Annotated in this window: 25 protein-coding genes; 10 read left to right on the top strand and 15 right to left on the bottom strand. The window is 64.2% G+C overall.

Annotation, left to right across the window (positions count from 1 at the left end):
• Window positions 1-2 precede the first annotated feature (2 nt).
• Window positions 3-293 (bottom strand): hypothetical protein, encoded by a 291-nt coding sequence (locus tag sphantq_RS14680; RefSeq protein ID WP_272798832.1) that lies wholly within the window; start codon window positions 291-293, stop codon window positions 3-5.
• Window positions 286-1,053 (bottom strand): DUF5131 family protein, encoded by a 768-nt coding sequence (locus sphantq_RS14675; protein ID WP_272798831.1) that lies wholly within the window; start codon window positions 1,051-1,053, stop codon window positions 286-288. Before sphantq_RS14675 ends, sphantq_RS14680 begins: the two co-directional genes overlap by 8 nt.
• 195 nt (window positions 1,054-1,248) lie before the next feature.
• Here sphantq_RS14675 and sphantq_RS14670 point away from each other — a divergent pair, with 195 nt between their 5' ends.
• From sphantq_RS14670 to sphantq_RS14635, 8 genes are all read left to right on the top strand, one after another.
• Window positions 1,249-1,722, top strand: coding sequence for an A24 family peptidase (locus tag sphantq_RS14670; protein WP_066600921.1), 474 nt, complete (start codon window positions 1,249-1,251; stop codon window positions 1,720-1,722).
• Window positions 1,723-1,773: 51 nt separating this feature from the next.
• Window positions 1,774-2,787 (top strand): Flp pilus assembly protein CpaB, encoded by a 1,014-nt coding sequence (gene cpaB / locus sphantq_RS14665; protein ID WP_129925382.1) that lies wholly within the window; start codon window positions 1,774-1,776, stop codon window positions 2,785-2,787.
• A gap of 1 nt (window position 2,788) precedes the next feature.
• On the top strand, window positions 2,789-4,276 hold the full coding sequence (locus sphantq_RS14660) for a type II and III secretion system protein family protein (RefSeq protein WP_129925381.1): 1,488 nt from the start codon (window positions 2,789-2,791) through the stop codon (window positions 4,274-4,276).
• A gap of 17 nt (window positions 4,277-4,293) precedes the next feature.
• A complete protein-coding gene (locus sphantq_RS14655; protein ID WP_272798830.1) occupies window positions 4,294-4,956 on the top strand; it encodes a CpaD family pilus assembly protein in 663 nt (220 codons plus the stop codon).
• Between the two features lies 1 nt (window position 4,957).
• The gene (locus sphantq_RS14650) at window positions 4,958-6,250 is read left to right on the top strand and encodes a pilus assembly protein CpaE (RefSeq protein ID WP_272798829.1); all 1,293 of its coding nucleotides are present in this window, start codon (window positions 4,958-4,960) and stop codon (window positions 6,248-6,250) included.
• A gap of 54 nt (window positions 6,251-6,304) precedes the next feature.
• A complete protein-coding gene (locus sphantq_RS14645; protein ID WP_066600915.1) occupies window positions 6,305-7,303 on the top strand; it encodes a type II secretion system F family protein in 999 nt (332 codons plus the stop codon).
• A 19-nt stretch (window positions 7,304-7,322) separates the two neighbouring features.
• Window positions 7,323-8,312: a type II secretion system F family protein gene (locus sphantq_RS14640; protein ID WP_129925378.1), complete on the top strand. Its 990-nt coding sequence runs from the start codon at window positions 7,323-7,325 to the stop codon at window positions 8,310-8,312.
• A 129-nt stretch (window positions 8,313-8,441) separates the two neighbouring features.
• Window positions 8,442-8,861 (top strand): DUF2147 domain-containing protein, encoded by a 420-nt coding sequence (locus tag sphantq_RS14635; RefSeq protein ID WP_066600911.1) that lies wholly within the window; start codon window positions 8,442-8,444, stop codon window positions 8,859-8,861.
• Here sphantq_RS14635 and urtE read toward each other — a convergent pair.
• The 5 genes from urtE to urtA all read right to left on the bottom strand — a co-directional run bounded on the left by urtE (window position 8,858) and on the right by urtA (window position 13,572).
• A complete protein-coding gene (gene urtE / locus sphantq_RS14630) occupies window positions 8,858-9,574 on the bottom strand; it encodes an urea ABC transporter ATP-binding subunit UrtE (protein WP_272798828.1) in 717 nt (238 codons plus the stop codon). The two genes, sphantq_RS14635 and urtE, sit on opposite strands and share 4 nt — an antisense overlap.
• Complete coding sequence (locus tag sphantq_RS14625; protein ID WP_272798827.1) at window positions 9,571-10,329, bottom strand: ABC transporter ATP-binding protein; 759 nt, start codon at window positions 10,327-10,329, stop codon at window positions 9,571-9,573. The genes urtE and sphantq_RS14625 overlap by 4 nt, the downstream gene beginning before the upstream one ends.
• A complete protein-coding gene (urtC, locus tag sphantq_RS14620) occupies window positions 10,326-11,354 on the bottom strand; it encodes an urea ABC transporter permease subunit UrtC (RefSeq protein WP_272798826.1) in 1,029 nt (342 codons plus the stop codon). Before urtC ends, sphantq_RS14625 begins: the two co-directional genes overlap by 4 nt.
• Window positions 11,347-12,234 carry an urea ABC transporter permease subunit UrtB gene (gene urtB, locus sphantq_RS14615; RefSeq protein WP_066600906.1) on the bottom strand — a complete coding sequence of 296 codons (888 nt, stop codon included), beginning with the start codon at window positions 12,232-12,234 and terminating at the stop codon, window positions 11,347-11,349. The genes urtC and urtB overlap by 8 nt, the downstream gene beginning before the upstream one ends.
• A gap of 123 nt (window positions 12,235-12,357) precedes the next feature.
• Window positions 12,358-13,572 (bottom strand): urea ABC transporter substrate-binding protein, encoded by a 1,215-nt coding sequence (gene urtA / locus sphantq_RS14610; protein WP_272798825.1) that lies wholly within the window; start codon window positions 13,570-13,572, stop codon window positions 12,358-12,360.
• 170 nt (window positions 13,573-13,742) lie between these two features.
• Between urtA and sphantq_RS14605 the strand changes: the two genes are divergently transcribed.
• Entirely contained in the window at window positions 13,743-14,576 is an 834-nt protein-coding gene (locus sphantq_RS14605) for a peptidylprolyl isomerase (protein WP_272798824.1), read from the top strand.
• Window positions 14,563-15,561, top strand: a complete 999-nt coding sequence (locus tag sphantq_RS14600) for a HupE/UreJ family protein (protein ID WP_129925374.1) — start codon at window positions 14,563-14,565, stop codon at window positions 15,559-15,561. The genes sphantq_RS14605 and sphantq_RS14600 overlap by 14 nt, the downstream gene beginning before the upstream one ends.
• Here sphantq_RS14600 and qhpE read toward each other — a convergent pair.
• The 8 genes from qhpE to sphantq_RS14560 all read right to left on the bottom strand — a co-directional run bounded on the left by qhpE (window position 15,495) and on the right by sphantq_RS14560 (window position 25,230).
• Window positions 15,495-16,196, bottom strand: coding sequence for a subtilisin-like serine protease QhpE (qhpE, locus tag sphantq_RS14595; protein ID WP_272798823.1), 702 nt, complete (start codon window positions 16,194-16,196; stop codon window positions 15,495-15,497). The two genes, sphantq_RS14600 and qhpE, sit on opposite strands and share 67 nt — an antisense overlap.
• Window positions 16,189-17,892 carry an ABC transporter ATP-binding protein gene (locus tag sphantq_RS14590; protein ID WP_272798822.1) on the bottom strand — a complete coding sequence of 568 codons (1,704 nt, stop codon included), beginning with the start codon at window positions 17,890-17,892 and terminating at the stop codon, window positions 16,189-16,191. The genes qhpE and sphantq_RS14590 overlap by 8 nt, the downstream gene beginning before the upstream one ends.
• Entirely contained in the window at window positions 17,889-18,881 is a 993-nt protein-coding gene (locus tag sphantq_RS14585; RefSeq protein WP_066600898.1) for a hypothetical protein, read from the bottom strand. The genes sphantq_RS14590 and sphantq_RS14585 overlap by 4 nt, the downstream gene beginning before the upstream one ends.
• 112 nt (window positions 18,882-18,993) lie before the next feature.
• Window positions 18,994-20,085 carry a YncE family protein gene (locus sphantq_RS14580; protein ID WP_272798821.1) on the bottom strand — a complete coding sequence of 364 codons (1,092 nt, stop codon included), beginning with the start codon at window positions 20,083-20,085 and terminating at the stop codon, window positions 18,994-18,996.
• Between the two features lie 8 nt (window positions 20,086-20,093).
• On the bottom strand, window positions 20,094-20,456 hold the full coding sequence (gene qhpC / locus sphantq_RS14575) for a quinohemoprotein amine dehydrogenase subunit gamma (RefSeq protein ID WP_272798820.1): 363 nt from the start codon (window positions 20,454-20,456) through the stop codon (window positions 20,094-20,096).
• Window positions 20,453-21,901, bottom strand: coding sequence for a quinohemoprotein amine dehydrogenase maturation protein (peaB, locus tag sphantq_RS14570; protein WP_272798819.1), 1,449 nt, complete (start codon window positions 21,899-21,901; stop codon window positions 20,453-20,455). The genes qhpC and peaB overlap by 4 nt, the downstream gene beginning before the upstream one ends.
• A complete protein-coding gene (gene peaA / locus sphantq_RS14565) occupies window positions 21,898-23,625 on the bottom strand; it encodes a quinohemoprotein amine dehydrogenase subunit alpha (protein ID WP_272798818.1) in 1,728 nt (575 codons plus the stop codon). The genes peaB and peaA overlap by 4 nt, the downstream gene beginning before the upstream one ends.
• Window positions 23,626-23,757: 132 nt before the next feature.
• Window positions 23,758-25,230, bottom strand: a complete 1,473-nt coding sequence (locus tag sphantq_RS14560) for an agmatinase family protein (protein ID WP_129925366.1) — start codon at window positions 25,228-25,230, stop codon at window positions 23,758-23,760.
• Between the last annotated feature and the right edge of the window lie 12 nt (window positions 25,231-25,242).

Genomic DNA, 25,242 nt, shown 5'->3' with positions numbered 1-25,242 from the left:
TCTCACCTGACATGGGCTGTGTCTCCTTTGAGGTGGGTGCGTGCATCCTCAGCAATCTCACGAATGTCGTCCCATCCATCGCGACCCTTCGCCCGCTGCTCAGGATGCTCACCGTTGAGATATTGCGCGTCATCATCTGGCGCGTCCGCCTTATCTATCCAGTCGACAAAGTGGGCCAAGATCGCCTCAGCTGAAAGCGCCCGCTCTTTCCACACCAGCGCCTTGTCGGCGCACTCGGAAACAGCCTCAGCTATCAGCTTGGCATCGGATCGGGCTATCGTTCGCTCACCCACGGCCAGCCTCCCCGGTAAGGCGGGCGACAGTGGGCCGGTTGAAATACATCCGACCGTCCAGTTCATGGCCGCCCTTGTCGCCGCCACGTCCGCCAACCTGCTTGAAGTTGAACACGCGGCCCAGATCGTCGCTTTGGCGCTTCATCGATCGCGCCCAATCCAGATCCATCGGCCGCGCTTTCTGGCCGCTTTCTCCGCCAACGATGATCCAGTCCGGCGCGTTGCAGTCGAGAATGATAGGACCAAGCATCGGCTCAAAGCTGCCGAACGTGAATAGCGGACGCGCTTCCCGCTTCACCTCTGCCAGCTTCATGCGGTCGCGGTCATATTCGAATTGGTTGGGCATTGTGGCCCCGATCGCCGCATTGATCGGCAAGACGCCGCCCGTCATCTTCATGACGTTGCCGATACGTTTGGTCAGCAACAGCCATACAAGGTTAGGCGTCTCCTCGATCAGCTTGAACAGGTCGCGCCGCCAGACCACATCAACCTCATTGTCGAACACATCGGCCAAAGAAGCGCAGAACACGAACGGTCGCTCTCCCGCCTTAGCCGCTTGGCGGTCCCATTTTCTTGGCTGCGACCAGTTGCTTGCCGCCGTCCGAACGCGCGCTTCACCTGCGCCCCATTTGGCCCGGCCGTATCGCGTGTCCATCAGGTTTTCGGCATAGCAATTGTCACACGCCGGGCTGACCTTCGTACAACCGATCCATGGGTTGAACGTGTGGTCAGTCCATTCTATTTTGCTGAACTCAGCCATGGTCGCCTCCTATGCGATTGTGGTTAGGGCCGGACAGCGTTGGCGCGCTGGTTCGGCCCGTTTTGGTTTTGCGTCCGACCGCTATGATATTGATTCAAATAGCGGAGGTTTTGCGGGTCGATCCGTGGAGACGCGCCAAAAACCTGCCTTCTTGGTAAAGCTTTGGTAAGCCATATGGTCTAGGGGATAAGCCCCATGAACGGGGAAATTTTCCGATTGGCGCTGATAGGCGCTTTGGGCGCGCTGCTGATCGCGGCGGCGATCACGGATTTGCGGTCCCGCATCATTTCCAACCGCCTGAACCTGACGGTCGCGGCGCTGGCGCCCCTGTGGTGGCTGGCCAGCGGCCTCGACCTCTGGCCCGGCGTCGCCGTGCAACTGGTGGTCGGCGCGATCGTTTTCGCCCTTTTCGCCGCGCTGTTCGCAGCCGGCATGATGGGTGGCGGCGACGTCAAGCTGCTTGGCGCTTTGGCGCTATGGTTCCCATGGCAGGCCGTGCTGTCCCTGATCGTCCTGATGGCGATGCTGGGCGGCCTGGTGACGATCGTCACGGTCATCCATCACCGGATGACCAAAAGGCTGGGACAGCCTGAAATTCCTTATGGCGTCGCCATCTCGATCGCAGCCCTGTGGTTGCTTGGCGAACGATATCTTAACCATTTTGCGTGATGAGTGGGGCACTGGGGGCAGTGCACCCATTTGAGGGAGGCGAATTTCGTCATGGATGCTAAGAAGATCGTGCTGCTGGTGGGGGCGCTTATCATAGCGGTCACTACAGCCTTGCTTGCGCGCAGCATGTTGAGTTCGTCGAGCGCGCCACAGGTGAACGCTGCGGCGATGCCGAATGAAGCCGACCAGCCCCATGTGCTGGTGGCGACCAAGGCTCTCCCCGTGGGCACCATTTTGGACGCGGAAAGCTTCCGTTTTCAGCCCTGGCCGAAAGATCTCATCGAACAGGCCTATTATCTCAAGGGTCAGGCAGATCCCGCCAAGCTGGCCGGCAGCGTCGTGCGCTCCGCCATCACGGCCGGACAACCGCTGACGCAGGGCGGCATCGTCAAGCCCGGCGATCGCGGCTTCCTGGCCGCTGCGCTCGGCCCTGGCATGCGCGCCGTGACGGTGCCCGTGTCGGCGCAAAGCTCGGTCGCAGGCTTCGTCTTTCCGGGCGACCGCATCGACCTTGTCCTGACGCAGAGCGTCAATGGCGGCGGCGATGGCGATCCGCTGCGGGTTTCCGAAACCATCCTGCGCAACCTGCGCGTGCTCGCCACCGACCAGCGCATGGATGCGATGGGCGCCGACGGCAAACCCGAAGTGCGCACCTATTCCAACGTCACCATCGAAGTGACGCCCAAGATCGCCGAGAAGATCGCGGTTTCGCAGACCATCGGATCGCTGTCGATGTCGCTCCGGTCGATCGCGGACACCGCGTCGGATCTGGATGCCGCCATTGCGGGAACCGACGTGGATCTGCCCGACGGCGCCAATCCCAATGCCGAAAAATCGATCATTGCGAAGCTCGCCTCGCGCCCCGTCGATCGCGGCTCCACCTATTCGACCGGCGCCGACGTGTCGCGCTACCAGCGCAGCTCGGTCCCGGCAAAGGCCGAAGCGCCGATGTCGCCGATGGTGGCCGCCAATGGTGCGCCCATAGGCACCGTCGCCTTCAAGGGGCCGGTGATCCGCGTGGCCCGCGGCACTAACGTGACCGAAGTTCCGGTCGGGGGGAAGTAAGATGAAGAGCCTGCACAATCGCGCTCCGCGGCTTGCCGCTCCCGCGATCGCCTTTGGCCTTGCGATCGCTACGATCGCAGCGCCCACCACGGCCCTCAACGCCGCGCCGTCCAGCAATCAGGACAATGCGATCCTGATGTCGGTCGGTGGCAGCCGGGTCGTCAACCTGCCGTCCAAAATGTCGGACGTGGTGATCGCCGACCCCGATGTGGTCGACGTTCATGTCCGTTCGCAGAACCAGCTTTATCTGATCGCGAAGAAAGCCGGAGAAACCACCGTCTTCGCCACCGCGCCCAACGGCAAGGTGCTGTTTTCGGGGACGGTCCGCGTCGGCAATAACCTGACCAGCATCGATGATATGCTCCGCCTGGCGATGCCCGACGCAAACATCGCGGTCAACAAGATGAACGGCATGGTCCTGCTGACCGGCACCATCAAGGCGCCGGAAGACGCGGCTGAGGCCGAGCGTCTGACGCAGGCCTTCGTCGGCAAGGAAGTGACCGTGGTCAGCCGCCTGCGGATGGCGACCCCCTTGCAAGTGATGCTGCAGGTCAAGATCGCCGAAGTCAGCAAGGATATCGGCCACAAGATCGGCACCAACTTTTCAAGCATTGACCGCAGCGGCGGCAGTACCGCTGGCTTTATCGGTGGCGGCTCGCGCAATTTCGTTGAATTTAACGAAAATGGCGGCGGAACCTTCACGACGCCGGCCGACGGTGGTTACAGCCTGGGCGGCGTGGCGAGGCTGTTTGGCTTGGACATTGCCGGCGCTTTGGACCTCGCGGAATCGAGCGGCCTTGCAACGGTGCTCGCGCAGCCCAACCTTACATCCTTGTCGGGTGAGACCGCCAGTTTCCTGGCCGGCGGCGAATATCCCTACACGATCAACAATGGCGCCAACAACGGCAACAGCATTGAATTCAAGCAATATGGCGTGCAGTTGGCCTTTACGCCGACGGTGCTGGCTGACGGCCGCATTTCGTTGCGGGTCCGCCCGACCGTGTCGAGCCTGGACTTTTCGATCAACACCGACGTGCCCGCGCTCAAAAGCCGCACTGCGGAAACCACCGTCGAGCTGGGTTCGGGTCAGGCGTTCATGATCGCAGGCCTGCTTAACAACGAAACGGGCAACACCGTCAATAAGGTGCCATTATTGGGCGAACTGCCGATTTTGGGCAGCCTGTTCAAATCGCGCAGCTTCCAGCGGTCCGAAACCGAACTGGTCATCGTCGTCACCCCCTATCTGGTCAAACCGATGAATGCATCGGACGTGCGCCTGCCGACAGACGGCTTCCGCGCCGCCACCGAAGCGCAAGGCCTGTTCATCCAGCAGGGCAGCGATGGCGTCAGCGGCGCACGCGGCAAGATGCCGACCCGCGCACCCGGTTCGCCGATGCCGACGCCCGGCCCGCAAGCCGCCGCCGCCCTGCCCCCGGTCGCCGCCAAACCGGGCAAGCCCGGCGCCGTGGCCCCCGGTTTCAGTTTCTGACGGAAGGACGACACGACATGACCTCCCATCTCCAGACCAGTCTATCCATGAAAATGCTGAGCGCCCTGGCCGTTCTGGCCTTGCCGCTCGCCGGATGCGTCACTGACACGCCGAACCGCAGCGTGGAATCGCTTCATCAGCCGGTCGTCAGCTACGCCGCCTACACGTTCGATGTGCAGGCGGGATCGGACGGCGGCATGACCGCCTATGAAGCGCGCCGCTTGAACGACTGGTTCGGCTCGATCGGCCTTGGCTATGGCGACCAGGTGGCGATCGTCACCGACGGCGCCTATTTCAGTCCGACGATGCGGGATGGGGTCGCCGATGTCGTCGCCCGCCACGGCCTGCTGGTGACCGAAGACAGTTCGGCCGTCGCCGGCGCCGCGCCGGCAGGCAGCGTCCGCCTGATCGTTCGCCGCGCCACGGCCAGCGTGCCGGGTTGCCCCGATTGGAGCGGCAAGCAGGAAACCGATCCGAGTCTCGGCACCAGCTCCAATTTCGGCTGCGGCGTCAACAGCAACCTGGCCGCCATGGTCGCCAATCCCGAAGATCTGGTCCGTGGCCAGGGCACCGACAGCGACCTGCGCACGGCGACATCGAACCGCGCCATTTCTACCTATCGCGACAAGGCGCCGACCGGCGCTGGCGACCTCAAGCAGATGACGGCGGGAGGGCAATAAGATGAACGCACCCTGGAAACCCGGCGCTACCGGGCCACGCGACCCCTTCCATGCCTTCGTCTGCGACGATCATAGCTTCGACATGCTGCGCGCCGTCGCCGCCGAACTGGGCTGGGCGCCGGAAAAGGTGAACAAGGGCGGAATGCGCAACGCGGTGCAGAGCCTGTCAATCACCGCCAGCCCACAGATTCTGTTCGTCGACATGTCCGAAAGCGGCGATCCGCTGAACGATATCAACAGCCTCGCGGAAGTCTGCGAGCCCGGCACGGTGGTCATCGCGGCGGGGCAGGTCAATGACGTGCGCCTCTATCGCGACCTCGTCGCCAGCGGCATTCAGGACTATCTGCTCAAGCCCTTCGGTGCAGACCAGCTCCGCGACGCGCTGGCCCAGGCGCAGGCCGTGTTCATGGCGCCGCGCGACGCCGCGCCGGAACGCCCGCACGCCACCATGGCCGTGATCGGCACCCGCGGCGGCGTGGGCGCGTCCAGCATCGCAACCTCGCTCGCCTGGATGCTGGCGGAAAAGAAGAAGCGCCCGACCGCGCTGCTCGACCTCGACGTTCATTTCGGCACCAATGCGCTGGCCATGGACCTGGAGCCGGGCCGCGGCCTGACCGACGCGATCGAAAACCCAAGCCGCATCGACGGCCTGTTCATCGAACGCGCCATGGTGCGGGCGAGCGACACGCTGGCGATCCTGTCGGCCGAAGCGCCGATCAGCCAGCCGATGATGACCGATGGCGGCGCCTTCTACCAGTTGCTGGAAGAATTCCGCCTCGCCTTCGAATGCAGCGTCATGGACCTGCCGCGCAACATGCTGATCCAGCATCCGCACCTGATGGCCGACGTCAACGTGACGCTGGTCGTGACGGAACTGACGCTGGCGGCGGCGCGCGACACGATTCGCATCCTGTCCTGGCTGAAGACCAACGCGCCGCAGACGCGCGTGCTGGTAGTCGCCAACCGGGTCCATCCCGGCGCGCCTGAGATCAGCCGCAAGGATTTCGAGCAATCGATCGAACGCAAGGTGGACGTGATCGTGCCGTTCGACCTGCGGATCGCATCGCAGGCGGCGAAGCTGGGCAAGACGCTGGCCGAAACTGCCAAGGGCAGCAAGGTCGGTGCGGCCTGCGCCAGCTTGCTGGACGAGGTGCTCGGCGCTGCCGACCGCGAGGATGAGGCCGCGGCGCCGAAGGGCGCACGCAGGAAGGGCGACTCCCTGCTCGGCAAGATCGGCGACTTCCGGTCGATGATGCCGTCGCGCCGCAAGGAAAAAGCTGCGCTGGACAATTGATCGCGTGCGCCGCCGCTCATCGGCGGCGCGGCTTCTTAAAAGACAGGCGACGAGATGGACGGTAATTTCATCCTGATAACGGTGCTGATCGCGACCCTGCTGGGGTTGGGCGTGGTCGCGTTCGCCGGTCCGTCGCCGGACAAGGCGCGCAAACGCCGCGTCGCGATGATCCGCGGCCGTCACAGCGAATCCGCCGAAGCGCTGCTGGAAGCGCGGATGCGCAAGGTCATTTCCAATCGCGCGACCGGCGTCGAAGCCAAGATGCTGGTGTCGCTGATTCCGAACCCGGAAAATCTGACCAAGCGTCTGAAGATGACCGGCAAGAAATGGACGCTCAGCCAATATATGACGGCGAGCGCAGGCATATTCCTGCTGCTGTCGGCGTTGCTGATGATTCGCGGCTTCCCCTTCCTGTTCGCCGTCATGTTCGGCCTCGCCGCCGGGCTTGGCCTGCCGCACTGGTGGGTCGGGCGGCTGATCAACAAGCGCGTCCAGAAATTCAATGCCAAATTTCCCGATGCGTTGGAACTGCTGACCCGCGGCTTGCGGTCGGGTCTGCCGATCGCCGAAACACTGGGCATCGTGTCAAGCGAAATTCCCGGACCGGTTGGCGAGGAATTCAAGCTGATCACCGAACGCATCAAGATCGGCCGGACCATGGAGCAGGCGCTCCAGGAAACCGCTGACCGTCTGGGCACGCCCGAATTCCAGTTCTTCGTCATCACCCTGGCGATCCAGCGGGAAACGGGCGGCAACCTGGCCGAAACACTTTCCAACCTGGCCACAGTGCTGCGCCAGCGTGCGCAGATGAAGCTGAAGATCCGGGCCATGTCGTCGGAATCGAAGGCGTCCGCCTATATCATCGGCGTACTGCCTTTCCTCGTGTTCGGCATGATTTGCTACATCAATTTCAACTATATGAGTCCCTTCTTCACCCCCGATCCGGCGGGCATTTTCGGGCTAGGAACGATGCAGGTGATCGGCATTGGCGGCATGTGTTGGATGGGCATCGGCGCCTTTATCATGGCGCAGATGGTCAACTTCGAAATCTGATCGGGAAGGGATAAGAAATATGGACGCCCCTGCCCCAGCCGGCACGCTCTTTGGCCTGACGGCAACCGATTTCGGCACGCTGCTGGCCGCGCTGGCCACCCTTGCCGTGTTGTTCGCGCTCTATGCGGTCATGACCGTGCGCGACCCCATGGCCAAGCGCGTCAAGGCGCTCAACGATCGGCGCGAACAGCTGAAAGCGGGCATCACCGCATCGACGGCCAAGCGCCGCGCAAAACTGGTCCGCAAGAATCAGACGACCGATAATATGCGGTCCTTTCTGTCGAGCCTGAAGGTTCTCCAGGACGACCAACTGAAAGACGCGCAGATCCGCCTGGCGCAGGCCGGGATCCGATCCAAGGACTGGGCCGTCGCGGTCATCTTCGGCCGGATGATCCTGCCGATCGTGATCGGCGGCTTTGCCGCGATCATGCTCTATGGCGTCGGCATCGAACCCGAATGGGGTCCGATGAAGCGCTTCTTCGCCTTCGCAGCAGCGCTGCTGCTCGCCTACAAGGCGCCCGATCTCTATATCAACAACAAGGTTCAAAAGCGCTCGGCCGCCATCCGCAAAGGGCTGCCCGACGCACTTGACCTGCTGGTCATCTGCGCCGAAGCGGGCCTGACCGTCGATGCCGCCTTCAATCGCGTGTCGCGCGAACTGGGCAAGGCCTATCCCGAACTGGGCGACGAGTTTCAGCTGACGGCGATCGAGCTGAGCTTCCTGACCGAACGACGCATGGCATTCGAAAATCTGGCGACCCGCGTGAAGCTCGACGCGATCAAGGGCGTGGTCACGACCATGATCCAGACCGAGAAATACGGCACCCCGCTCGCCTCCGCGCTGCGCGTGCTGTCAGCCGAATTCCGCCATGAACGTATGATGCGCGCCGAAGAAAAGGCCGCGCGCCTGCCCGCGATCATGACGGTGCCGCTGATCCTTTTCATCCTGCCGACCCTGTTCGTCGTCATCCTGGGTCCGGCGGCCTGTTCGATCAGCACCGCATTCTAAAAACTTTGGAGAGCGGGACAGGCGCTGCCGTAGCGTCGCCCGAAAAGCCTGCCCGCCACGCCTCAAAAAGGCGGTGGCGGCCAGGCTTTTTCATGCTTATCCTTGCATCAAACACAAGGAGTGGATCGCATGAAACTGGCCATTTTCGCCACCGCAACCCTGACCGCCGCCTTTGCCGCTATGCCCGCGCAGGCGGCCCAGCCGGTTACCGGCCGATGGGCAACCGTGGATGGCAAGGCGATCGTCCAGATTGCGCCATGCGGCGGGGATGTGTGCGGCAGGATCGAAAAAATCGTCAAGCCCACACCGGGTCGGCCGCACACTGACATCAAGAATCCTGATCCCGCGCTACGATCGAAGCCGCTCGTCGGCTTGGCGCTATTGTCGGGGTTCGAGGATGCCGGCGATCATTGGAAGGGTACGATCTACGATCCCGAAAGCGGTAAAAGCTATACGTCCAAGCTCACCCGCAACGGCAACGGCACGCTCAAGGTGCAGGGCTGCATCGCCTTCTTCTGCAAGACCCAGACCTGGACACCGGTCCGCTAAATCTGGACCAGATGCGCGACATCCTTCGCGCTCTCTACGGCGATGCTGCCCTGGCGGATGATCCGGCCATTCTGCATCGCGCAGTATCGGTCGGCGAAGCGCCAGACGAAGTCGAGATATTGCTCGACCACCAGCACGGTCATGCCCAGTTCGTCGCGGACATGGACGAGCGCCGCCTCGATCTGCTGCACGACATTGGGCTGGATGCCCTCGGTCGGTTCGTCGAGCAGCAGCAGGCTGGGCTCCCCGGCCAGCGCGCGACCGATGGCCAGCTGCTGCTGTTCGCCGCCGGACAGGAAGCCGGCGGCGCGGCCGCGGATATCGTACAGCTTGGGAAACAAGTCGAAGATATGCTGGGGCACTTTTGCCGCGCCTTTGCCCCTCCCAGCGAGCGCGGACCGGCCCGTCTCCAGATTTTCCATGACGGTCAGCTGCGGGAAGACATGCCGCCCCTGCGGCACGAAGCCGATGCCGGCGCGCGAGCGCTTGTGGGCGGGCAGCTTCGCAATCTCCTGCCCGTCGAAACGGATCGTGCCGCCAACCGTGGGGTGCGTGCCCATGATCGCGTGCAGCAGCGTCGTCTTGCCGACGCCGTTGCGGCCGATCAACGCCATCACCTGTCCCCGCTCCAAGGTCAGATCGACGTCCCACAAAACCTGGCTCTGTCCATAGGCGCTGGACAGGGCGGCGATTTCGATCAGCGGCGCGCTCATGCGGTGTGGCCCAGATAGACGGCGGCGACTTCTGCGTCGGCGCGGACTTCGGCAATGCTACCCTGTTTCAAGAACTTGCCCTGGTGCATGACGGTGACGGGCGCGGCGAGTTGTTCGACAAAGCTCATGTCATGATCGATCACCAGAACGGTGCGGCTGTCGCCCAGCCCCAGGATCAACTGCGCGGTGCGGCTGGTTTCGGCCGGGCCCATGCCCGCGGTCGGCTCATCCAGCAGCAACAGTTCCGCGCCGGTCGCCATGACCATCGCAATCTCCAGCCATTGCTTCTCGCCATGGGCGAGCGTGCCGGCCTCCACCCCGGCGCGATGGGTCAGGCCGACGCTTTCCAGCGCGTCTTCCACCGCCCGCTTTTCGTCCGCCGGGATGCCGGCGCCAAAACTCTTCCACCAGCGCCGGTCCTTCCGCGCGGCGAGCCCCAGATTGTCGCGCACGCTGAGCGTCGGCAACACGCCGGGCGCCTGAAACTTGCGGCAGATGCCGCGCGCGACGATCTGTTGTTCGGGCAGGCGCTGGATTTCCTCGCCCTTGAACAGGACGCGCCCTTGGCTGGGGCGGACGCGGCCGATGATCGTATCGCACAGCGTCGATTTACCCGCGCCATTGGGACCGATCACCACGCGAGTTTCGCCGCGATTGAGCGTCATGCTGAAATTATCGAGCGCCTTGAAGCCGCTATAGTCGATGGTGACGCCATCGACGCTGAGCAGCAGGTCGGAAACCGCCGAACCGCTCATGCCGCCTTCCCCTTGACCAAACCGGCAAGGCCGCGTGGCAACAGGGTGACGACGAAGATGAAGAGCACACCCATCAGATAGAGCCACAATTCAGGGAAGGCGCTCGACACGGCATCGCGCGCCAGATTGACGAGCAGCGCGCCCACGATCGCCCCCGCCAGGCTGTAGCGGCCGCCGATCGCGACCCAGACGACCATCTCGATCGAGGGGACCACGCCGATCAAGGCAGGCGACACGACGCCCGCGTGGAGAGTGAAGAGCGCACCGCCGATCCCGGCCAGCATCGCGGCGATGGCGAAGGCGACGACCTTGAAGGGCGTGGGGCTGTAGCCGAGGAAGCGCACGCGATTCTCGCCATCGCGCGCAGCGCGCAGCAATATGCCAAAGCGCGAGGCCAGCAGCCAGCGTAGAGCGATGAAGGCGACGCACAGGACCGCCAGCGTCACCCAATAGAGGCCCGATCCGGTTCCGGGGCTGGCGAGGCCGAAGCCGAAGACGGAATAGAAGTCTGTGAGGCCGTTGAAGCCGCCGGTCACATCCTGCCGACTGATGATGAGGGTGGAGAAGGCCAGCGCCAGCGCCTGGGTAATGAGCGCGAAATAAGTGCCGCCGACGCGCCGGTGGAACACCGCCCAGGAGAAGAGCGCGCCTACCAAGGTCGGCACGATCAGGATCGCGGCGATGGTGAAGGCGGGGCTGGAAAAGGGTATCCACCAGAAGGGCAGACTGTCCCGGCCGCTCCACACCATGAAGTCGGGGATTTCGCCCGAAGGCAGGTCCGCCAGCTTCATATGCAGGGCGATGGCGTAACCGCCCAGGCCGAAAAAGACCCCCTGCCCCAGGCTCAAAATGCCGCCATGGCCCCAGATGAGGACAAGGCCGAGCGCAAGAATGCCCATCGCCATGAAGCGGGCGAGCAGGTTGAGGTCATAAGCCGACAGCGCGAAGGGCGCGACGAGGCCGAGCGCCAGCAGCAGCCAGGGCAGGACAGGCTTCAGCGGATCAAGGCGGGACAGGTCAGGCATCGAGTTGGCGGGTCTTTACGGCGATCACCCCTTGCGGGCGGACCTGGATGAAGAGGATGACGAAGACGAGCAGCAGCATCTGCGCGACGCTGACATCGACGAAAATCTGGGCGAGCGCAGCGAACAGGCCAAGGATGATGGCCGAGGCGGTCGTGCCGACTATGCTGCCCAGGCCGCCCATCACGACGACGAGGAAGGCCGGGATGATATAGCTTTGCCCGACATTGGGCGTGACCGGACCGAGCAGCGCCAGCATCACGCCCGCCAGGCCCGCGACGCCCGACCCCAAGCAGAAGATAGCGAAGTCCACCCGCTTCACATCAATGCCGGACGCGGAGGCCATCATCCGGTCCTGATTGACGGCGCGGACCAGCAGCCCGATCCGGGTCTTGAGCAGCAACAGCGCCAGGCCGCCCAGCACAAGCGCCGCAATCAGGATGATGAACAGGCGCGCCGATGGCAATGTGACGCCGAATGCCACGAAGCTGCCGGTCAGCCATTCGGGTGCGCGCACCTCCACCCCGACCGCGCCGAACAGGTCGCGCGCGCCCTGTTGCAGGATCAGGCTGACGCCCCAGGTCGCGAGCAAAGTATCGAGCGGCCGCGCCGACAGCCGACGGATCAGGGTGGATTGAATGAAGCCGCCCATCGCCGCCGCGCCAACGAAAGCGACCGGAATGGCCAGGATGATCCCAAGCGCGCCCGGCACCACGAGCAGCGTCATCCAGGCGAGATAGCCGCCCAGCATCAGCATTTCGCCATGCGCCATGTTGATGACGCGCATCAGCCCGAAGGAGAGTGCAAGGCCGAGCGCTGCGAGCAGATACAGCGAAGCCAGCGAGGCGCCGTTGAACAGCTGGTTGAGGAAAAGGGCATCCATGCGCTTAAAAATCCGTTCGTCCTGAACGAAGTCGAAGGACTTGCCTGAGCGAAGCGAAGGTATCTCGCTCCATTCGATGAAGGGCTTCGACAGGCTCAGCCCGAACGGGGTTGTGGGACATTGTTACAGCTTGCAGGTCTTGCCGGGGAAGGCGAGCGCGTCATAGGGCTCCGGCGCGATGTCCTTGCCGCTGTCGGCGATGATCTCGAACTGCCCGTCGCCCTTCAGCTTGCCGATATAGGCCTTCTGCACCAGGCTCTGGTTGGCCGCGAAGCTGACCTTGCCCATCGGCGTGTCGAAGCCGCCCAGCGACGCCGCGGCCTTGCGCACCGCTTGCGGGTCGAAGCTTTTGGCCTTCTCCACCGCCGCCTTCCAGGCATAGACGTCGAGATAGCCATGGACCATCGGGTCGGTGATCGCCGCATCCTTGCCGAACTTCGCCTTATAGGCGGCGATAAACCTGGCGTTGGCGTCGCCGGGCAGGCTCTGGAAATAATTCCAGGCGGCATAGCTGCCCTCAACCAGGCCGGCGCCCATCGCCTGCGCTTCCTGCTCGCCGATCGAGAAGGACATGACCGGCATCGTCTTGGTGTTGATGCCCGCGGCCTGCAACTGCTTGAAGAAGGCGACATTGCTGTCGCCGTTAAGCGTGTTGATGATCATGGCAGGCTTGGCCTGCGCGATCTTGGCGATGACACCGGAGAAATCGGTGCCGCCCAGCGGCACATAGGCTTCGCCCAGCACCTTCATGCCCTGCTTTTCGATATGTTTTTTCAGGATCAGGTTGGCGGTGCGGGGATAGACATAGTCGGAGCCGACCAGGAAGAAGCTCTTATGCCCCTGCGCCATCGCCCATTCCAGCGCGGGCAGCGCCTGCTGGTTGGGCTGCGCGCCCGAATACATGATGTTGGGCGAACATTCATTGCCCTCAAACTGCACCGGATACCAGAGCAGGTTCTTGGTGCGTTCAAACACCGGCAGCATCGCCTTGCGGCTGGCCGACGTCCAGCCGCCGAAAACGGTCGAAACGCCGTCGCTCTCGATCAGCTTCGACGCCTTCTGCGCGAAGGTGGAAGGATCGGACGCGCCGTCCTCGACCAGGGCGTTGATCTGCTTGCCCATCACGCCGCCGGCCGCGTTGATCTCCTCGATCGCCAGCATCTCGGCATTTTTCACCGTGATCTCGCTGATCGCCATGGTGCCGGTCAGGGACTGGAGAACACCGACCGAGACAGTATCGCCCGCAGGCGCGCTGGCGTTGCCGTTGCCGCCCGAACATGCGGTGAGCGCCAGGGCGCAGGCGGAAGTGGCAAGCAAAAGCAGCCTGGAACGGATCATGATGTGAAGGTCTCCCTGGGGCAGGACCGAATGCGGCGCTGCAGCAATCTCGTGCTTAAAGGCTATGGAAAGCCGCCTAGCGCCCGTATGCGTCATTTGACGTAGGCTATGGCGATGCGCTTCCCCCTAATATTGCGGGCATGGCGAACGGGGCGGAATCCATGGATATTATGGCGACATGCAAGGCGGCGACATCGCCGCGGCAATGGCGCAATCCGATGTCGGGGATCGGCCGGGTGGCGCGCGATCCGCTGTTCGTTTTTCTGCTGGCCGGCGTGGCGCTGTTCGGCAGTTATCAGGTCGTCCAGCATTTCGAAAAGCCGCCCGTCATCTTCACGGCGGAGATCGAGCAGGCGCAGGTCGCGGACCTGGAGACGCTGACCGGACGCAAGGCGACGGCGCAGGATCGCGCCCGGCTGAAGGCCGAATATCTGGCCGAGGAATTGCTGTTCCGCGAGGCGATCGACCGCAACATGCACCTGACCGACGGGGAAACCCGCAAGCGACTGGTCGACAAGGTCCGCTACCTGATCGCCGGCGCCCCGCCCGAACCGAACGAAGAACAACTGGTCGATCATTATTCGAACCATCTGAACCTGTATCGCGCCGAACCGCGCACCAGCTTCACCCAGATTTTCCGCCAGCAAAAGCCCGCTGACGCCGACGTCCTGCTGGCCCAGCTCAATGCGGGCGAGACGATCGGCAGCGAGGATTTCTGGCTGGGCCGCGACTTCCCCCGCTATGGCGATTCCATGGTGCGCGGCATTTTCGGCCAGCCTTTCGTCGACACGCTCAAGACCGCGCCCGAAGGCCGCTGGATCGGCCCGATCGCATCCCCGCGCGGTTGGCATTTCGTGAAAAAGAGCGAGAGCATCGCGTCCGCCATGATCCCCTTTCCCGCGATCAGGGATCAGGTGCGGCAGGATTATATGATCGCCCATAGCAACGCCGCCATTCAACACGCGCTGGCGGGCCTGAAGGAGAAGTTGGATGTCGAAGAATAAGCTGTTCGCCCTGCTGCTGCTCGCGCTGGCGGCGCTGGCGCCCGGCACGGCGATGGCCGATATCTTCCTTTCCGCCGACTTCGCGTTGACGCGCGGCGAAGACCCGAACACCTATGACTTCACCGCCGCCGTTCCCGAAGCCGTGGGACAGCCAGCACCGCTCATCCTGCCCGACGGCTGCCGCCAGACCGGCATGAGCCGCCAGACCGGCGGCGGGCGGGCGCAATATGGGTTTGAGCTGGCGTGCGACCGGCCTTTTGCCGCTGGCGACGTCATCCAGACGCCGTGGAAGGCCGATGGCGGCCGCTTCGTCACCAATGTCATGGGCGCGCAGGTCGATCGCAGCCTGACCGGCGACGCGCAAGGCATCGCCGTGCCGGTCGGCGAAACCGCCGCAACGGCGCGGCCGATCGCCCGGATCGCGCCGGAATTTCTGGCCCAGGGCGTCTGGCATATCTGGCTGGGCTGGGATCACTTGGCCTTCGTCCTCTGTCTGGCGCTGCTGGCGCGCGGCCGCGACCTGCTCTGGCTGGTGAGCGCCTTTACCGCCGGCCACTCCATCTCGCTCGCCATCGCCTTTTTCGAACTGGTGCGCGTGCCCGTGCCGCCGGTGGAGGCCGCCATCGCCCTGTCGATCGCCTTCATGGCGCGTGAGGCGCTGCTGATCGGCAAGGGCAAGCAGGCCTTCGCTTTCCGGCGGCAGGCGATCGTCGTATCGCTGTTCGGCCTGCTCCATGGTCTGGGTTTTGCGACGGCGCTGGGCGAACTGGGCGTGCAGGCGGGCGAGAAGCTGCCGGCGCTGGTCTTTTTCAACATCGGCGTGGAAGCGGGACAGTTGATCTTCGTCGGCGCGATCGTCGCGACGCTGGCGGGGTTACGCGCGGTGTCGCTGGCAACGCCGGTGCGGGTCGCCGCGCTCTATGCGGTCGGCGCGATCGGCTGCTTCTGGATGGTCGAGCGGGTCGCGGGGTTCGGCATCGCCTGATCGCGATAGCGGGCTATCGCCGGTCGCCCGCCCCGCGCCACGATGCCGCTCATATTCGCGACAGCGAACGAGACACCATGAAGGTTGCGCCGCTGCGGCACGCCGGGGATCGGCCGGGGATGACCGGACGCGAAGATGATCCCGTCCCGCGCAACATAGTCCTCGCGCGGACAGTCCCAGTCGAGCGACACGCCCAGCACCTGGGCCAGGCTGCCCGGATAACAGGGCGTCCCTTCCACCTCCCGCGCGGCGACGATCAGCACCCCCGCCGCCAATGCCCTATCGGCGACCGCCGCGAACAGATCGCGATGCGCCGGGTTCACCGTGCCAAGGCTGAGGTTGATCATATCCACCTCCGCCGCCACGGCCCAATCGGTCGCGGTCATCAAGGCGCGCGCGGTGGTGCGCAGCGCATCGTGAAACACCCGGATCGGCAGGCACAGCGCATCGGGCGCCTGCCCCTGGATGGCAGCGGTGACGGCGGTGCCATGGCCAAGGGCGTCGATGGTGTCGCACTCGCTGATCGCGCCGTCGCCCGCGATCGCAATGCCGGGCAACAACCGGGCGGGATCGATATGCGGATGATCGGGATGGGCGCCGCTGTCGATGACGGCGATACGGATCGGATCAGGCATCGACAGGCTCTGCGCGCGACGTCATCTGCGCCCGTCCCTGCTCCAGCGTGATGATGCTGTCGGCCATCCGCGCCAGCGCGGGCTTATGCGTGATGACGATGATCGTGGCGTGGGGCAGCGCATCGCGCAGCCGTCCCGCCACAAGCTGCTCGGTGTCCCCGTCCAGCGCCGATGTCGGCTCGTCGAGAATCAGGATGCTGGGCTGGCGCAGCAAGGCGCGCGCCAGCACCACCCGCTGCCGCTCGCCCGCCGACAGCGCCATGCCGCGCTCACCCGCGCGCGTGGCATAGCCTTCCGGCAGTCTATCGATGAAGCCGTCCAGCCCGGCTGCATGGGCCGCCGCCGCGATGGCGTCGGGCGACACATCGGCCATGGCGAAGCCGATATTGGCCGCGATCGTGTCGTTGAACAGATAGGGCGCCTGATCGACCAGGATGATCTCCCGCCGCAGATCGTCCAGTCGATAGTCGCGCAGGTCGCGGCCATCGACCGTGATACGCCCGCTGTCGGGATCGAGATAGCGGACCATCAGGTCAGCCATGGTCGATTTGCCGACGCCACTGGGGCCAAGGATAGCGCACAGGCTGCCCGCCGGGATCGTGAGGTCGATATCGCGCAGCACGGCATCGCGATCATAGCGCATCGCGACCTGCTGGAAGCGCATCTCACCCGCCCGCGCCATGGGCAGCGCATCGCTGCGCTCAATGACATCAGGCTTTGTGTCGAACAGTTCGAAGATGCGCCCCAGCGACACCCGCGCCGACGCCAGCCCGGACGTTAGCCCCATCAGCGTCTGGATCGGCGAGAGCAGCCGCATATGATAGGTCATGAAGGCGACGAGTGTGCCGATGCTCATTCCGTCATGAATGATCCGCCAGCCACCATAGAGGATCACCGCGGATGTCGCCGCCGTCATCAGCGTGCCGGGCAGCGCCCCGGTCATGAAGGACGCCACCTGCATCCGCAGCATCGACGCGACGAAGGCGTCGTTCTTGGTCTTGAAACGCCCCACTTCATGCTCGCCCGCGCGGAGCGAGGCGACGACACGCATCCCCATCACCGTATCGACCAGAAGGCTGCCCAGGTCCGCCCCCCGCTCGCGCATGTCGCGGGTGAGGGCCGTCAGGCGACGCTGATAATAGCTGAAGGTCGCCAGGCTGGCCGGGACCAGCACGACGCTCACCAGGAAGAGCCGCCAGTCGAGCCACAGCATCATCGCGACGCAGCCGACGAAGAAGAGCAGGTTGCTGACGACCGACAGCAAAGTGTCGGAGGCGATCCGCTGCACGTCGCTGACGTCGCTGTTCATGCGGGAGACGAGATCGCCGAGGCGGAAACTGCCATAGAAGCGCGGCGACAGCGTCTGGAGATGGCGTAGCAACGCGGCCCGGATATCATAGAGCATCGCCGCCGACAGCGCGACATAGCGATAGCTGGCGAGGATGTTGACCGCGAAGCCCGCGATGGTGACGGCGATCATGATCGCCGCAATGTCGACCAATGCGCTCATATCACGCTTGAGCAGCGCCTGATCGATCATCAGCTTGGAAAGATAGGGCTGGGCGAGGCCGAGCATGGTCGAGACGAGGCTGATCGCCAGCACGGCCAGCAACGCGCCGCGATAGGGGCGCAGGAAGGGCGTGAGGCGCTTGTAGGCGCCCCAATTGGCGATCGGCGGCGCGGTCGGGGCGCTCATGCCGCCACCTGCCGGGGCGCCAGCCGGAAACCGTCGAGCAGGAAGCGCGGTTCGGGGAGCCTGGCCAGCAGGCCGGTGCATATATGATGCCCCTCCATCAGCGCGTCATGCTGCGCGCGCCACCAGCCACCCTGCCCGCCATTGGCGTAAAATCGCGCGCACAGCAGCAGGTGGCGGCGCATCGCCGCGATCAGCATCGATCGATAATGGGTGAGCAGCGCGGCGCGATCGCCGCCATCGGCCATGGCCATCACGACCGCTGCCGCCAATATCGCCTCCCGCACCGACTGCGCCGTGCCGTCGCCGCAAATCGGGTCGAAGCCCAGCGCCCCCGTGCCGCAGGCAAGCCAGTCATCGCCATGGAGCGGCAATTGCAGGCGGGGCGCAGCCGGAAAAGGCGTGGATGTCGCGCCGATCGCGTCCACGACCGGCGCGATCAGCGCGCTCTTACCCAGCAACCCATCTACCGAGCCACCCACGCCCAGCAGCCAGCCAAAGCCCGGTTCGGCCGGCACCAGATAGAGCCAGCCTGTCGCAACGGCCTCGATCCGCGCCTCTTCGATGCAGGCGGGATCGCGCAATGTCACCTTAGCCGCGATCGCGTTGCGTTCGCCAAAGATGTGCATGTCCCCCAGCCGCGCGGGCGACGCGGCATGAATGGTGAAATCGATTGGCCCTGCTTCGAATGCCGCGATGGATGGCAAGGCCGCCTGGACCTGCTCCTCCGATGCCAGCGCCGCGTCATGGGGCAGCATGACCGGCGCCCCGCCCCAGGCGACCAGCCGTCGCTTCACGCGCGGCTGGTCGGCAAACAGGTCCGGCCGATCGAACACGCCGCGGATCAGGCGCAGGGCCGGATCGCTCAGCATGATCGTCGGCACGGACGGGCGGCGGCGTTCTTCGATTGCGACCCGAAAGCCCGCGCCAGCCAATATATGCGCGCATCCCGTGGCGGCGATGCCGCTGCCCCGGATGGCGATGATGGTCATCGTGGCGACACTCGTTCGTTTCGAGCGTTTCGAGAAACGCCAACACGGCGCTTGCCGCTTCTCGACTTCGCTCGAAGTGAACGAAGGAAGGGGGAACAGATAATCTCTATTCTCATTCCACCGCGACCATGCCCGCGCCGGTGGTGTCGTTGCCCAGATCCCAGGTCGCTTCCAGCTTCAGCGTCTTGGCGTCATAGACCTCCACATCATAGCTGGCGCCGTAAATGTAAAGCTTGGTCCCATCCATCGACATGCCGAACCGGAAGCGGGATCGGCACTGGAACTCCGCCTTGTCGACGACCGCATTGCTTTTCATGTCCATGTGCCAGAATTCGCAGCGCTTGTTGCCAAGCTTGCCGTTGGTCACGACGGTGTAGGCTTGGCTCCCATCGGGCGTCATTTGCAGGCCGGCCATATTGTCCGGCGCGGGGCCGATCGGCGTGAAATCGAACTGGCGGCTGTTCAGGTCGAAACGGGCGAGGCCGAACATCTTGTTGTGGATATAGGGGTCCGCCGCGTTGAAAAGCGACACGAACTGGCCGGGCGTGCGGATCGTGTCGATCGCCCCGCCAAAGCCGACATTTTCCAGACCCGTCCCTTCGGGTTTGGCCAGGTCGATGCGGTCGATGACCTTCATGTCGGCGACGGTCAGGATCAGCACCTTGTCGCCGAAGATGTAGAGATATTTGCCGTCCTGCGACACTTTATAGGCGGCGCGATAGCCACCGCCTGCCTTTTCATCTTCCTTGTCGATATCGACCGTGCGTATGACCTTTTGCAGCTTCAGGTCGATCACGCCGTACATTGGCTTGCTGACCTTGTAGCGATCCGCTTCCTTGTCGAAACGGCTGATGACGGTGTAGAAATAGCGGCCGGTCGGGTCCGCAGCCCCGCCCCAGAAGCGATAACGGGTGACGCCGTCGTTCAGGCTGAACTTGTTGATCACCTTGCGCGTGGCGGTGTCGATCACCTCGATCCCGCTGGTGGTGATGGTGGTGACATAGATGCGCTTGCCGTCGTCCGACAGCAGCATCGATGTCGGCAGGCCGGTGTCGAGCTTGATCTTGCCCGTCACCGCCGCCTTGCCTTCGTCGAAGACCAGCAATTCGTCGGGATAGCTGCCCATGAACAGGGTGGCGGCAGACGCCGGGAGCGCGGCGAGCACCGCAAGCCCGGCAGCGACGATAGTGCGATAGATCGACATGGCGCGCCTCATGGAAAAACGAGATCGAGACTGCGCCAATCCTTGGTGGCGGTGGCGCAGTTGCTGGCCCAGTCGGGCGAGTAATTCACATGGTCGGGCACCTGGACGGGCCAGAAGCAAGTGACGTAGCAGTCGTATATGTCGCGCTCGACCGGCTGGCAAAGGCCCGCCGTGCCGCCGCCCGCATCGACTTCCCAGCCGGGCGAAAAGGATAAAGTGCAACCCATCGGCACATGGGGCCGCGGCTGCTGCTGGAGGGCGACGACATCCTCATCCATATCGGCAGGCGTTCCGGCGGACACCGCCTCGATCTGCGCCACCGCTTCGCCGATCGCGCGCGCCTTTTTGTTGATGGCACGAAGATGCTTCATGACAGGCCCTTCCGTTCAGCGAAGCGTTCGAGGAAGCCGGGATTTTTTACGGCCAGCACGCCGTAGATGCGCAGGCAGGTGTCGGTCCATTGCCGGATCCAGTCGCAATAATGGAGGTTGGCGTGGCCGGTGTCGCCATAGCGCACGAACGCCTCATGATGGCATCCGCCCGCGCACAGCGGACGCGCCCAGCAGCTCTGGCAGTCATATTTCGCCTCGACATGGCCCTTGGCCAGGAAATCGCCCTGCTTGGCCCGGTCGATACCACTGGAGACATGACCCATGCTGTGCGTGTCGGCATCGGTGAAGCGATGGCAGGGGGACAGGTCGCCCGACGGACTGACCCCCATCAGACCCAGACCCGCGCCACAGGGATGCGACTTGTTGACCCCGGAAATCAGCTCGCTGATTGTCTCGCTGACATTGGTGAACCCGTGGGATTCTCCGCGCAGCGCATATTCCAGCCATTCGTCGGCGAGCAGGCTGAACTGCGCCAGCACGCTGTCCATGCCATTGTCATCCAGCGAATAGGCCCTTTCCTCGCCCGTCGTCACTGGCGCGAAGCCGACTTCGTGGAAGCCCAGATCGTCCTTCAGATGACGGAAGATGCGCACGACGTCGGTGACGCCTTCGGTCAGCGTCACGCGCGCGGTGATGGCGCGGGTCTTGTGGTGCGCGATCAGCGTGCGCAGGCGCGGCTCGATCACCGCATAGCTGCCCTTGCCATTTTTGTAGACGCGATGCTTGTCCTGCATCTCCGGCGGGCCGTCCATCGACACGGTGACGCCGATGCGATTATCGGAGAGGAATGTCACGATCTCCGGCGTCAGCAGCGTGGCGTTGGTGGTGAGGCTGTAGGTGATCGCCTTCCCCGCCGCCGCCGTGGCCGCGTTCGCATAGTCCACCACGTCGCGCAGCAGCTTGAAGTTCATCAGCGTTTCGCCGCCGAAGAAGGTGATATGCACCGCTTTGCGCCCAACCGCTTCTCTGATGAGCAGGTCGACCGAAGCCTGCGCCGTTTCCAACGTCATATATTTGGGCTTGCCCGCCGGGGTCGCGATCTTGTCCGCGCCGAATTCATAGCAATAGGTGCAGGCCAGATTGCACTGGTTGGTGACGTTCAGCACTAGCGCCTGGAGCGGAAAATCGGCCGGTGGCGCCTGCGGCATAACCGGGGCGGCTGCGCCAAGCTGGATCAGGCGGGCGGCGCGCAGTTCGCGCACCAGCGCTTCGGCATCGGCCGGATCGGTCCCGTCGCTCGACAATTCGCGCACCAGCGCAGCATGGGACAGTTCCTGTCCATCCAACCGGGTCAACACCGCGCGGACATCCGCGTCGATCTCGAAGATCGCGCCCGCGCTGACCAGATAGACGAAGTGGCCGCCGCCCGCCTGGAAGCCGTGATATTCGGCCCGGCGATAGGCGGGCGCCTGCATGACGGTCATCGCGACACCTCCGGCTGATCCCATTTCTGATAGGCGGGCACCGTCACCACCATGTAGGATCGGGCGCTCAGCGGTTTGCCGAACTTGTCCTTTTCCGTCTTGGCGGTCGCGACGACCCAGACTTCGCCATAATTGTTGCGGCCAAAGCGGCGGGCCGGGTTCGGCCCTTCCTCGGCGGGGGTGAAGAAGGCGGTGGGGCTGAGCGCCCCGACATATTTGGTGTCGTCGTCATAATAGACCGACAGGAATTCCTGCATCGCCCACTCGGCGGCAACCGGCCCAACGGCGATGTCGTCGGGCGTGTTAGGCTTGCCGTCGAGGCCGTTTTCGTAGCCGATCGCCTCGAACTGCTGATAGCCTTTGGGGAATTTGATGCCGCCCAGCCGCGACAGCGCGGTTTCAGGCGTCGCCTTGATATAGTCGATCTTGTGGAAGACCGGGAAGGCCTGCTCCAGCACCGCGCCGGCGATCGCGACGTCGCGCTGACCGGACGATGCGCCGGGTGCGACATCGGCGGTGACGACCAGTTCCTTGGGGCTGGCCGACACGATTCTGGCGACCGTCACGCCTGCGCCCAGATCGATATCGGCGGCGCTGGGCGAAGCGGGCAAGTTGTGGCCCAGGATGCGCAGTTGCATGCCCTTGCTCCCAGCTTTCACCGGCCCCGGCGTCACCGCCAGGATCGCGGGCGCGGCGGTCGCGCGGACCAGCTTCACGTCATAGCCAAATTCCTGATAGTCGCCCCAGAACCAGCGGCCCTGCGCGCTCTGCTGGTCGGGCGCGAACCACATCGCTTCGCGCGCCGCGCTGCCAAGGTCATCGGGCTTGGCAGCGCCTGCGCCGGTGGAGGAGCCGCGCCAGCTATAGCCGGCATAGACGATGCCAGTGCCGGTGCGGCCGATCGTGCCACCGTCCGTCAGGGATCGCAGCGTCGCGCTAGTGGTAAATTCGTCGGCTTGCTTGCCCGGCGCCACGGTAAGTTCGCCGACATAGCGGCCCTTGCCCGGCACCGATGCGACGACCAGCCATTCGCCAGCCAGGCGCGGATTGCGCTGGCGCGCGCTCCAGGCGGCCCATTCGGGGGTGTGCAGCGGCGCCACCTTGGGCAGATAGGTCAGCGCATAGTCGCCGCGGGTCAGCTTGTCCTTGGGATCGCGCCCGACAGGCTGTTCGGCATCTTCGGCCGGGCGACGATATTGGGCGTCGGCCTGCGAATAGAGGGCGACGTGCAAGTCCTGCAACGTCTTCCATTCCAGCTTCGACCGGCGCCAGGACAGGGGCTGGGCATAGCTGTGGCAACTCGCGCAGGCGCCGCGCATGGTTTCGTTGGGGATGATCGTTTCGTCCAGCATCCGCTTTTCGGGCAGATACATGACCGGACGGGCCTCTTCGGGCGCAAGGCCGTGCGAGGCGGAGAGCGACTTCACGATCGCCCGGCTTTCTTCCGGCGTGATCGCCAGACCGTTCAGGCGCACCATCCGTTTGATCGCCTGCGCCCAGCCCTCCGGCGTGGTGCGGACCCAACTGATCCGCGACAGATTGCCCTTGGCGTCCGCGGTGTGGCAGGCGCTGCATTTTTCGGTGACGAGCGGATCGGTGACGGGGATGCCCGCTTCCGTCTCCTTCATCGTCGCGCCATCGGGGCCGCCATCCGCCTGGGCGAACACGACCGACGCGGAAAAGAGCGCAACCAAGCCAAATTTCGTGACGGGAAGCCGCTTCACCCTGTATGTCCCCCTTGGCGCCCAGCCATTTGCCTTGGGCGGATGTCGAAGCCTAAGCAGGCGCTCGAACGGCGCTATTGCCCAAATGACGTATGGCGGCTGCGCAATCCGCCATCAGAATCTTGATGAGTGTCAGGATTTCTTTTTCGGACCGTAATAGGCATCCTGCCCATGTTCGGACGACACCGGATTCCAGTAGCGGGGCGGCAGGCCCTTCTTGCGCATGGCGATCCCGGTCAAGCAGGCGTTCAGCAGATAGTTGCTGTTGAGCGCCGTCTTGTAGCTGGTGTCGAGATAGGGCGCGACTTCAACAATATCGATGCCGGCGATGTCGTTTTCGGCGCAGAGCCGCCGCATGATCGGTTGCGCTTCGCGCATCGTCAGGCCGCCGGGAACGGGCGTGCCGGTGCCGGGCATGAAAGCGGGGTCCAGCACATCGACGTCGAAGCTGATCCACAGTTTCTTGGCATTCTGGCGCGCTTCGGCGATGGCGCGGTCCATAACCTTGTCCCAACCATGTTTCTCCACCTCAACCATGGTGTGGTAGCGCATCCCCTTGTTGCGCATCCAGCCGAAGGTTTCGAGATCCGGGCCGCGCGCGCGCAGGCCAACCTGGATATAATCCTGCGGCCGGACATGGCCTTCGTGCAGAACGCGATAGACGGGCGAGCCGTGGGTGATCCAGTGAACGCCGTTGCGCCCGACATCATAATGGCTGTCGAAATGGACGACGCTGACATTGCCCTTGCCATGGACGTCCGCCGCCGCCGCGACATTGGGATATTCCAGACTATGATCGCCGCCGATGACGATCGGGATCGCGCCGGTGCGGGCGATTTCGCGCACCATCTCGCGCACATGGGCGACCGAGCGTTCGGTGCTGTTCTGGTCGATGGCGATGTCGCCATAATCGACGATCTCCAGCACGGAGCCGGGGTTGATCATCGCATACATGTCGTTGCCGCCCGCGCCGCCGGTCATGCGCAGCGCGCGCGGCCCGTCGATCGCGTTGCGCCAGCCCGATCCCATGTCCAGCGGCGCGCCCACGATCGCGACATCGACCTTGCCCGCCTTCAAATCTTCCGGCGTCATCGCCACCGGCGCGCCCGCAAAGGTTGCAAAACCGCCGCGCCGCCCACCGATATAGCGGCCCAGGTCCATGGGGCCAGCATCGCGCCTGGGGTCCATCACCAGCGGCCGCTTCGCCTTCCAGGCGTTGAACCAGGCCGACCGGGTGTCGAGCGGGATCGTCCTGGCGTCGCGCCCTTCCTGAAATTCGACCTGCGCATGGAGCGCCGCAATCGCATCGATATAGGCGGCCAGTTCGGTCGCCGGCATGGTGCGGATGCGGCCGAACAATGCATCTTTCTCGACATAGCGGCCGGTGCGCCCCTGCTTGATGAGGGCCACTTTCTCCGGTGCAATGCCAGAAAGCTTCGCCATGACATCGGCGGGAATCTCGATGGGCTTGGGTTCTCCCATGATATCTTCCTGCGGCAAAGGCGGCGGCGGGTTGGGCGTGTCGAAGCCATTGCCCGCCACCACGGCGGAGGCCGCCGCGGCCGCCGCCATGCCCCATCCGCTTATCGCATTGATCGACGGCATGGCGGTTCTCCC

The sequence above is a fragment of the Sphingobium sp. AntQ-1 genome (assembly GCF_028538045.1).
Taxonomy (GTDB): domain Bacteria; phylum Pseudomonadota; class Alphaproteobacteria; order Sphingomonadales; family Sphingomonadaceae; genus Sphingobium; species Sphingobium cupriresistens.
Note: the sequence above shows the minus strand (reverse complement) of the source record. Positions and strands in the feature narration are given on the sequence as shown.

Excerpts from the sequence above, each read along its gene's own strand:
- peaB (WP_272798819.1), bottom strand. The coding sequence starts at position 21,901 with ATGACCGTCATGCAGGCGCCCGCCTATCGCCGGGCCGAATATCACGGC.
- sphantq_RS14640 (WP_129925378.1), top strand. The coding sequence starts at position 7,323 with ATGGACGCCCCTGCCCCAGCCGGCACGCTCTTTGGCCTGACGGCAACC.
- sphantq_RS14590 (WP_272798822.1), bottom strand. The coding sequence starts at position 17,892 with ATGAGCGCCCCGACCGCGCCGCCGATCGCCAATTGGGGCGCCTACAAG.
- sphantq_RS14605 (WP_272798824.1), top strand. The coding sequence starts at position 13,743 with ATGGCGACATGCAAGGCGGCGACATCGCCGCGGCAATGGCGCAATCCG.
- qhpE (WP_272798823.1), bottom strand. The coding sequence starts at position 16,196 with ATGCCTGATCCGATCCGTATCGCCGTCATCGACAGCGGCGCCCATCCC.
- sphantq_RS14600 (WP_129925374.1), top strand. The coding sequence starts at position 14,563 with ATGTCGAAGAATAAGCTGTTCGCCCTGCTGCTGCTCGCGCTGGCGGCG.
- urtE (WP_272798828.1), bottom strand. The coding sequence starts at position 9,574 with ATGAGCGCGCCGCTGATCGAAATCGCCGCCCTGTCCAGCGCCTATGGA.
- sphantq_RS14635 (WP_066600911.1), top strand. The coding sequence starts at position 8,442 with ATGAAACTGGCCATTTTCGCCACCGCAACCCTGACCGCCGCCTTTGCC.
- urtC (WP_272798826.1), bottom strand. The coding sequence starts at position 11,354 with ATGCCTGACCTGTCCCGCCTTGATCCGCTGAAGCCTGTCCTGCCCTGG.
- sphantq_RS14625 (WP_272798827.1), bottom strand. The coding sequence starts at position 10,329 with ATGAGCGGTTCGGCGGTTTCCGACCTGCTGCTCAGCGTCGATGGCGTC.
- sphantq_RS14670 (WP_066600921.1), top strand. The coding sequence starts at position 1,249 with ATGAACGGGGAAATTTTCCGATTGGCGCTGATAGGCGCTTTGGGCGCG.
- sphantq_RS14675 (WP_272798831.1), bottom strand. The coding sequence starts at position 1,053 with ATGGCTGAGTTCAGCAAAATAGAATGGACTGACCACACGTTCAACCCA.
- qhpC (WP_272798820.1), bottom strand. The coding sequence starts at position 20,456 with ATGAAGCATCTTCGTGCCATCAACAAAAAGGCGCGCGCGATCGGCGAA.
- sphantq_RS14585 (WP_066600898.1), bottom strand. The coding sequence starts at position 18,881 with ATGACCATCATCGCCATCCGGGGCAGCGGCATCGCCGCCACGGGATGC.
- sphantq_RS14645 (WP_066600915.1), top strand. The coding sequence starts at position 6,305 with ATGGACGGTAATTTCATCCTGATAACGGTGCTGATCGCGACCCTGCTG.
- sphantq_RS14560 (WP_129925366.1), bottom strand. The coding sequence starts at position 25,230 with ATGCCGTCGATCAATGCGATAAGCGGATGGGGCATGGCGGCGGCCGCG.
- urtA (WP_272798825.1), bottom strand. The coding sequence starts at position 13,572 with ATGATCCGTTCCAGGCTGCTTTTGCTTGCCACTTCCGCCTGCGCCCTG.
- sphantq_RS14660 (WP_129925381.1), top strand. The coding sequence starts at position 2,789 with ATGAAGAGCCTGCACAATCGCGCTCCGCGGCTTGCCGCTCCCGCGATC.
- cpaB (WP_129925382.1), top strand. The coding sequence starts at position 1,774 with ATGGATGCTAAGAAGATCGTGCTGCTGGTGGGGGCGCTTATCATAGCG.
- sphantq_RS14655 (WP_272798830.1), top strand. The coding sequence starts at position 4,294 with ATGACCTCCCATCTCCAGACCAGTCTATCCATGAAAATGCTGAGCGCC.
- sphantq_RS14650 (WP_272798829.1), top strand. The coding sequence starts at position 4,958 with ATGAACGCACCCTGGAAACCCGGCGCTACCGGGCCACGCGACCCCTTC.
- urtB (WP_066600906.1), bottom strand. The coding sequence starts at position 12,234 with ATGGATGCCCTTTTCCTCAACCAGCTGTTCAACGGCGCCTCGCTGGCT.
- sphantq_RS14580 (WP_272798821.1), bottom strand. The coding sequence starts at position 20,085 with ATGTCGATCTATCGCACTATCGTCGCTGCCGGGCTTGCGGTGCTCGCC.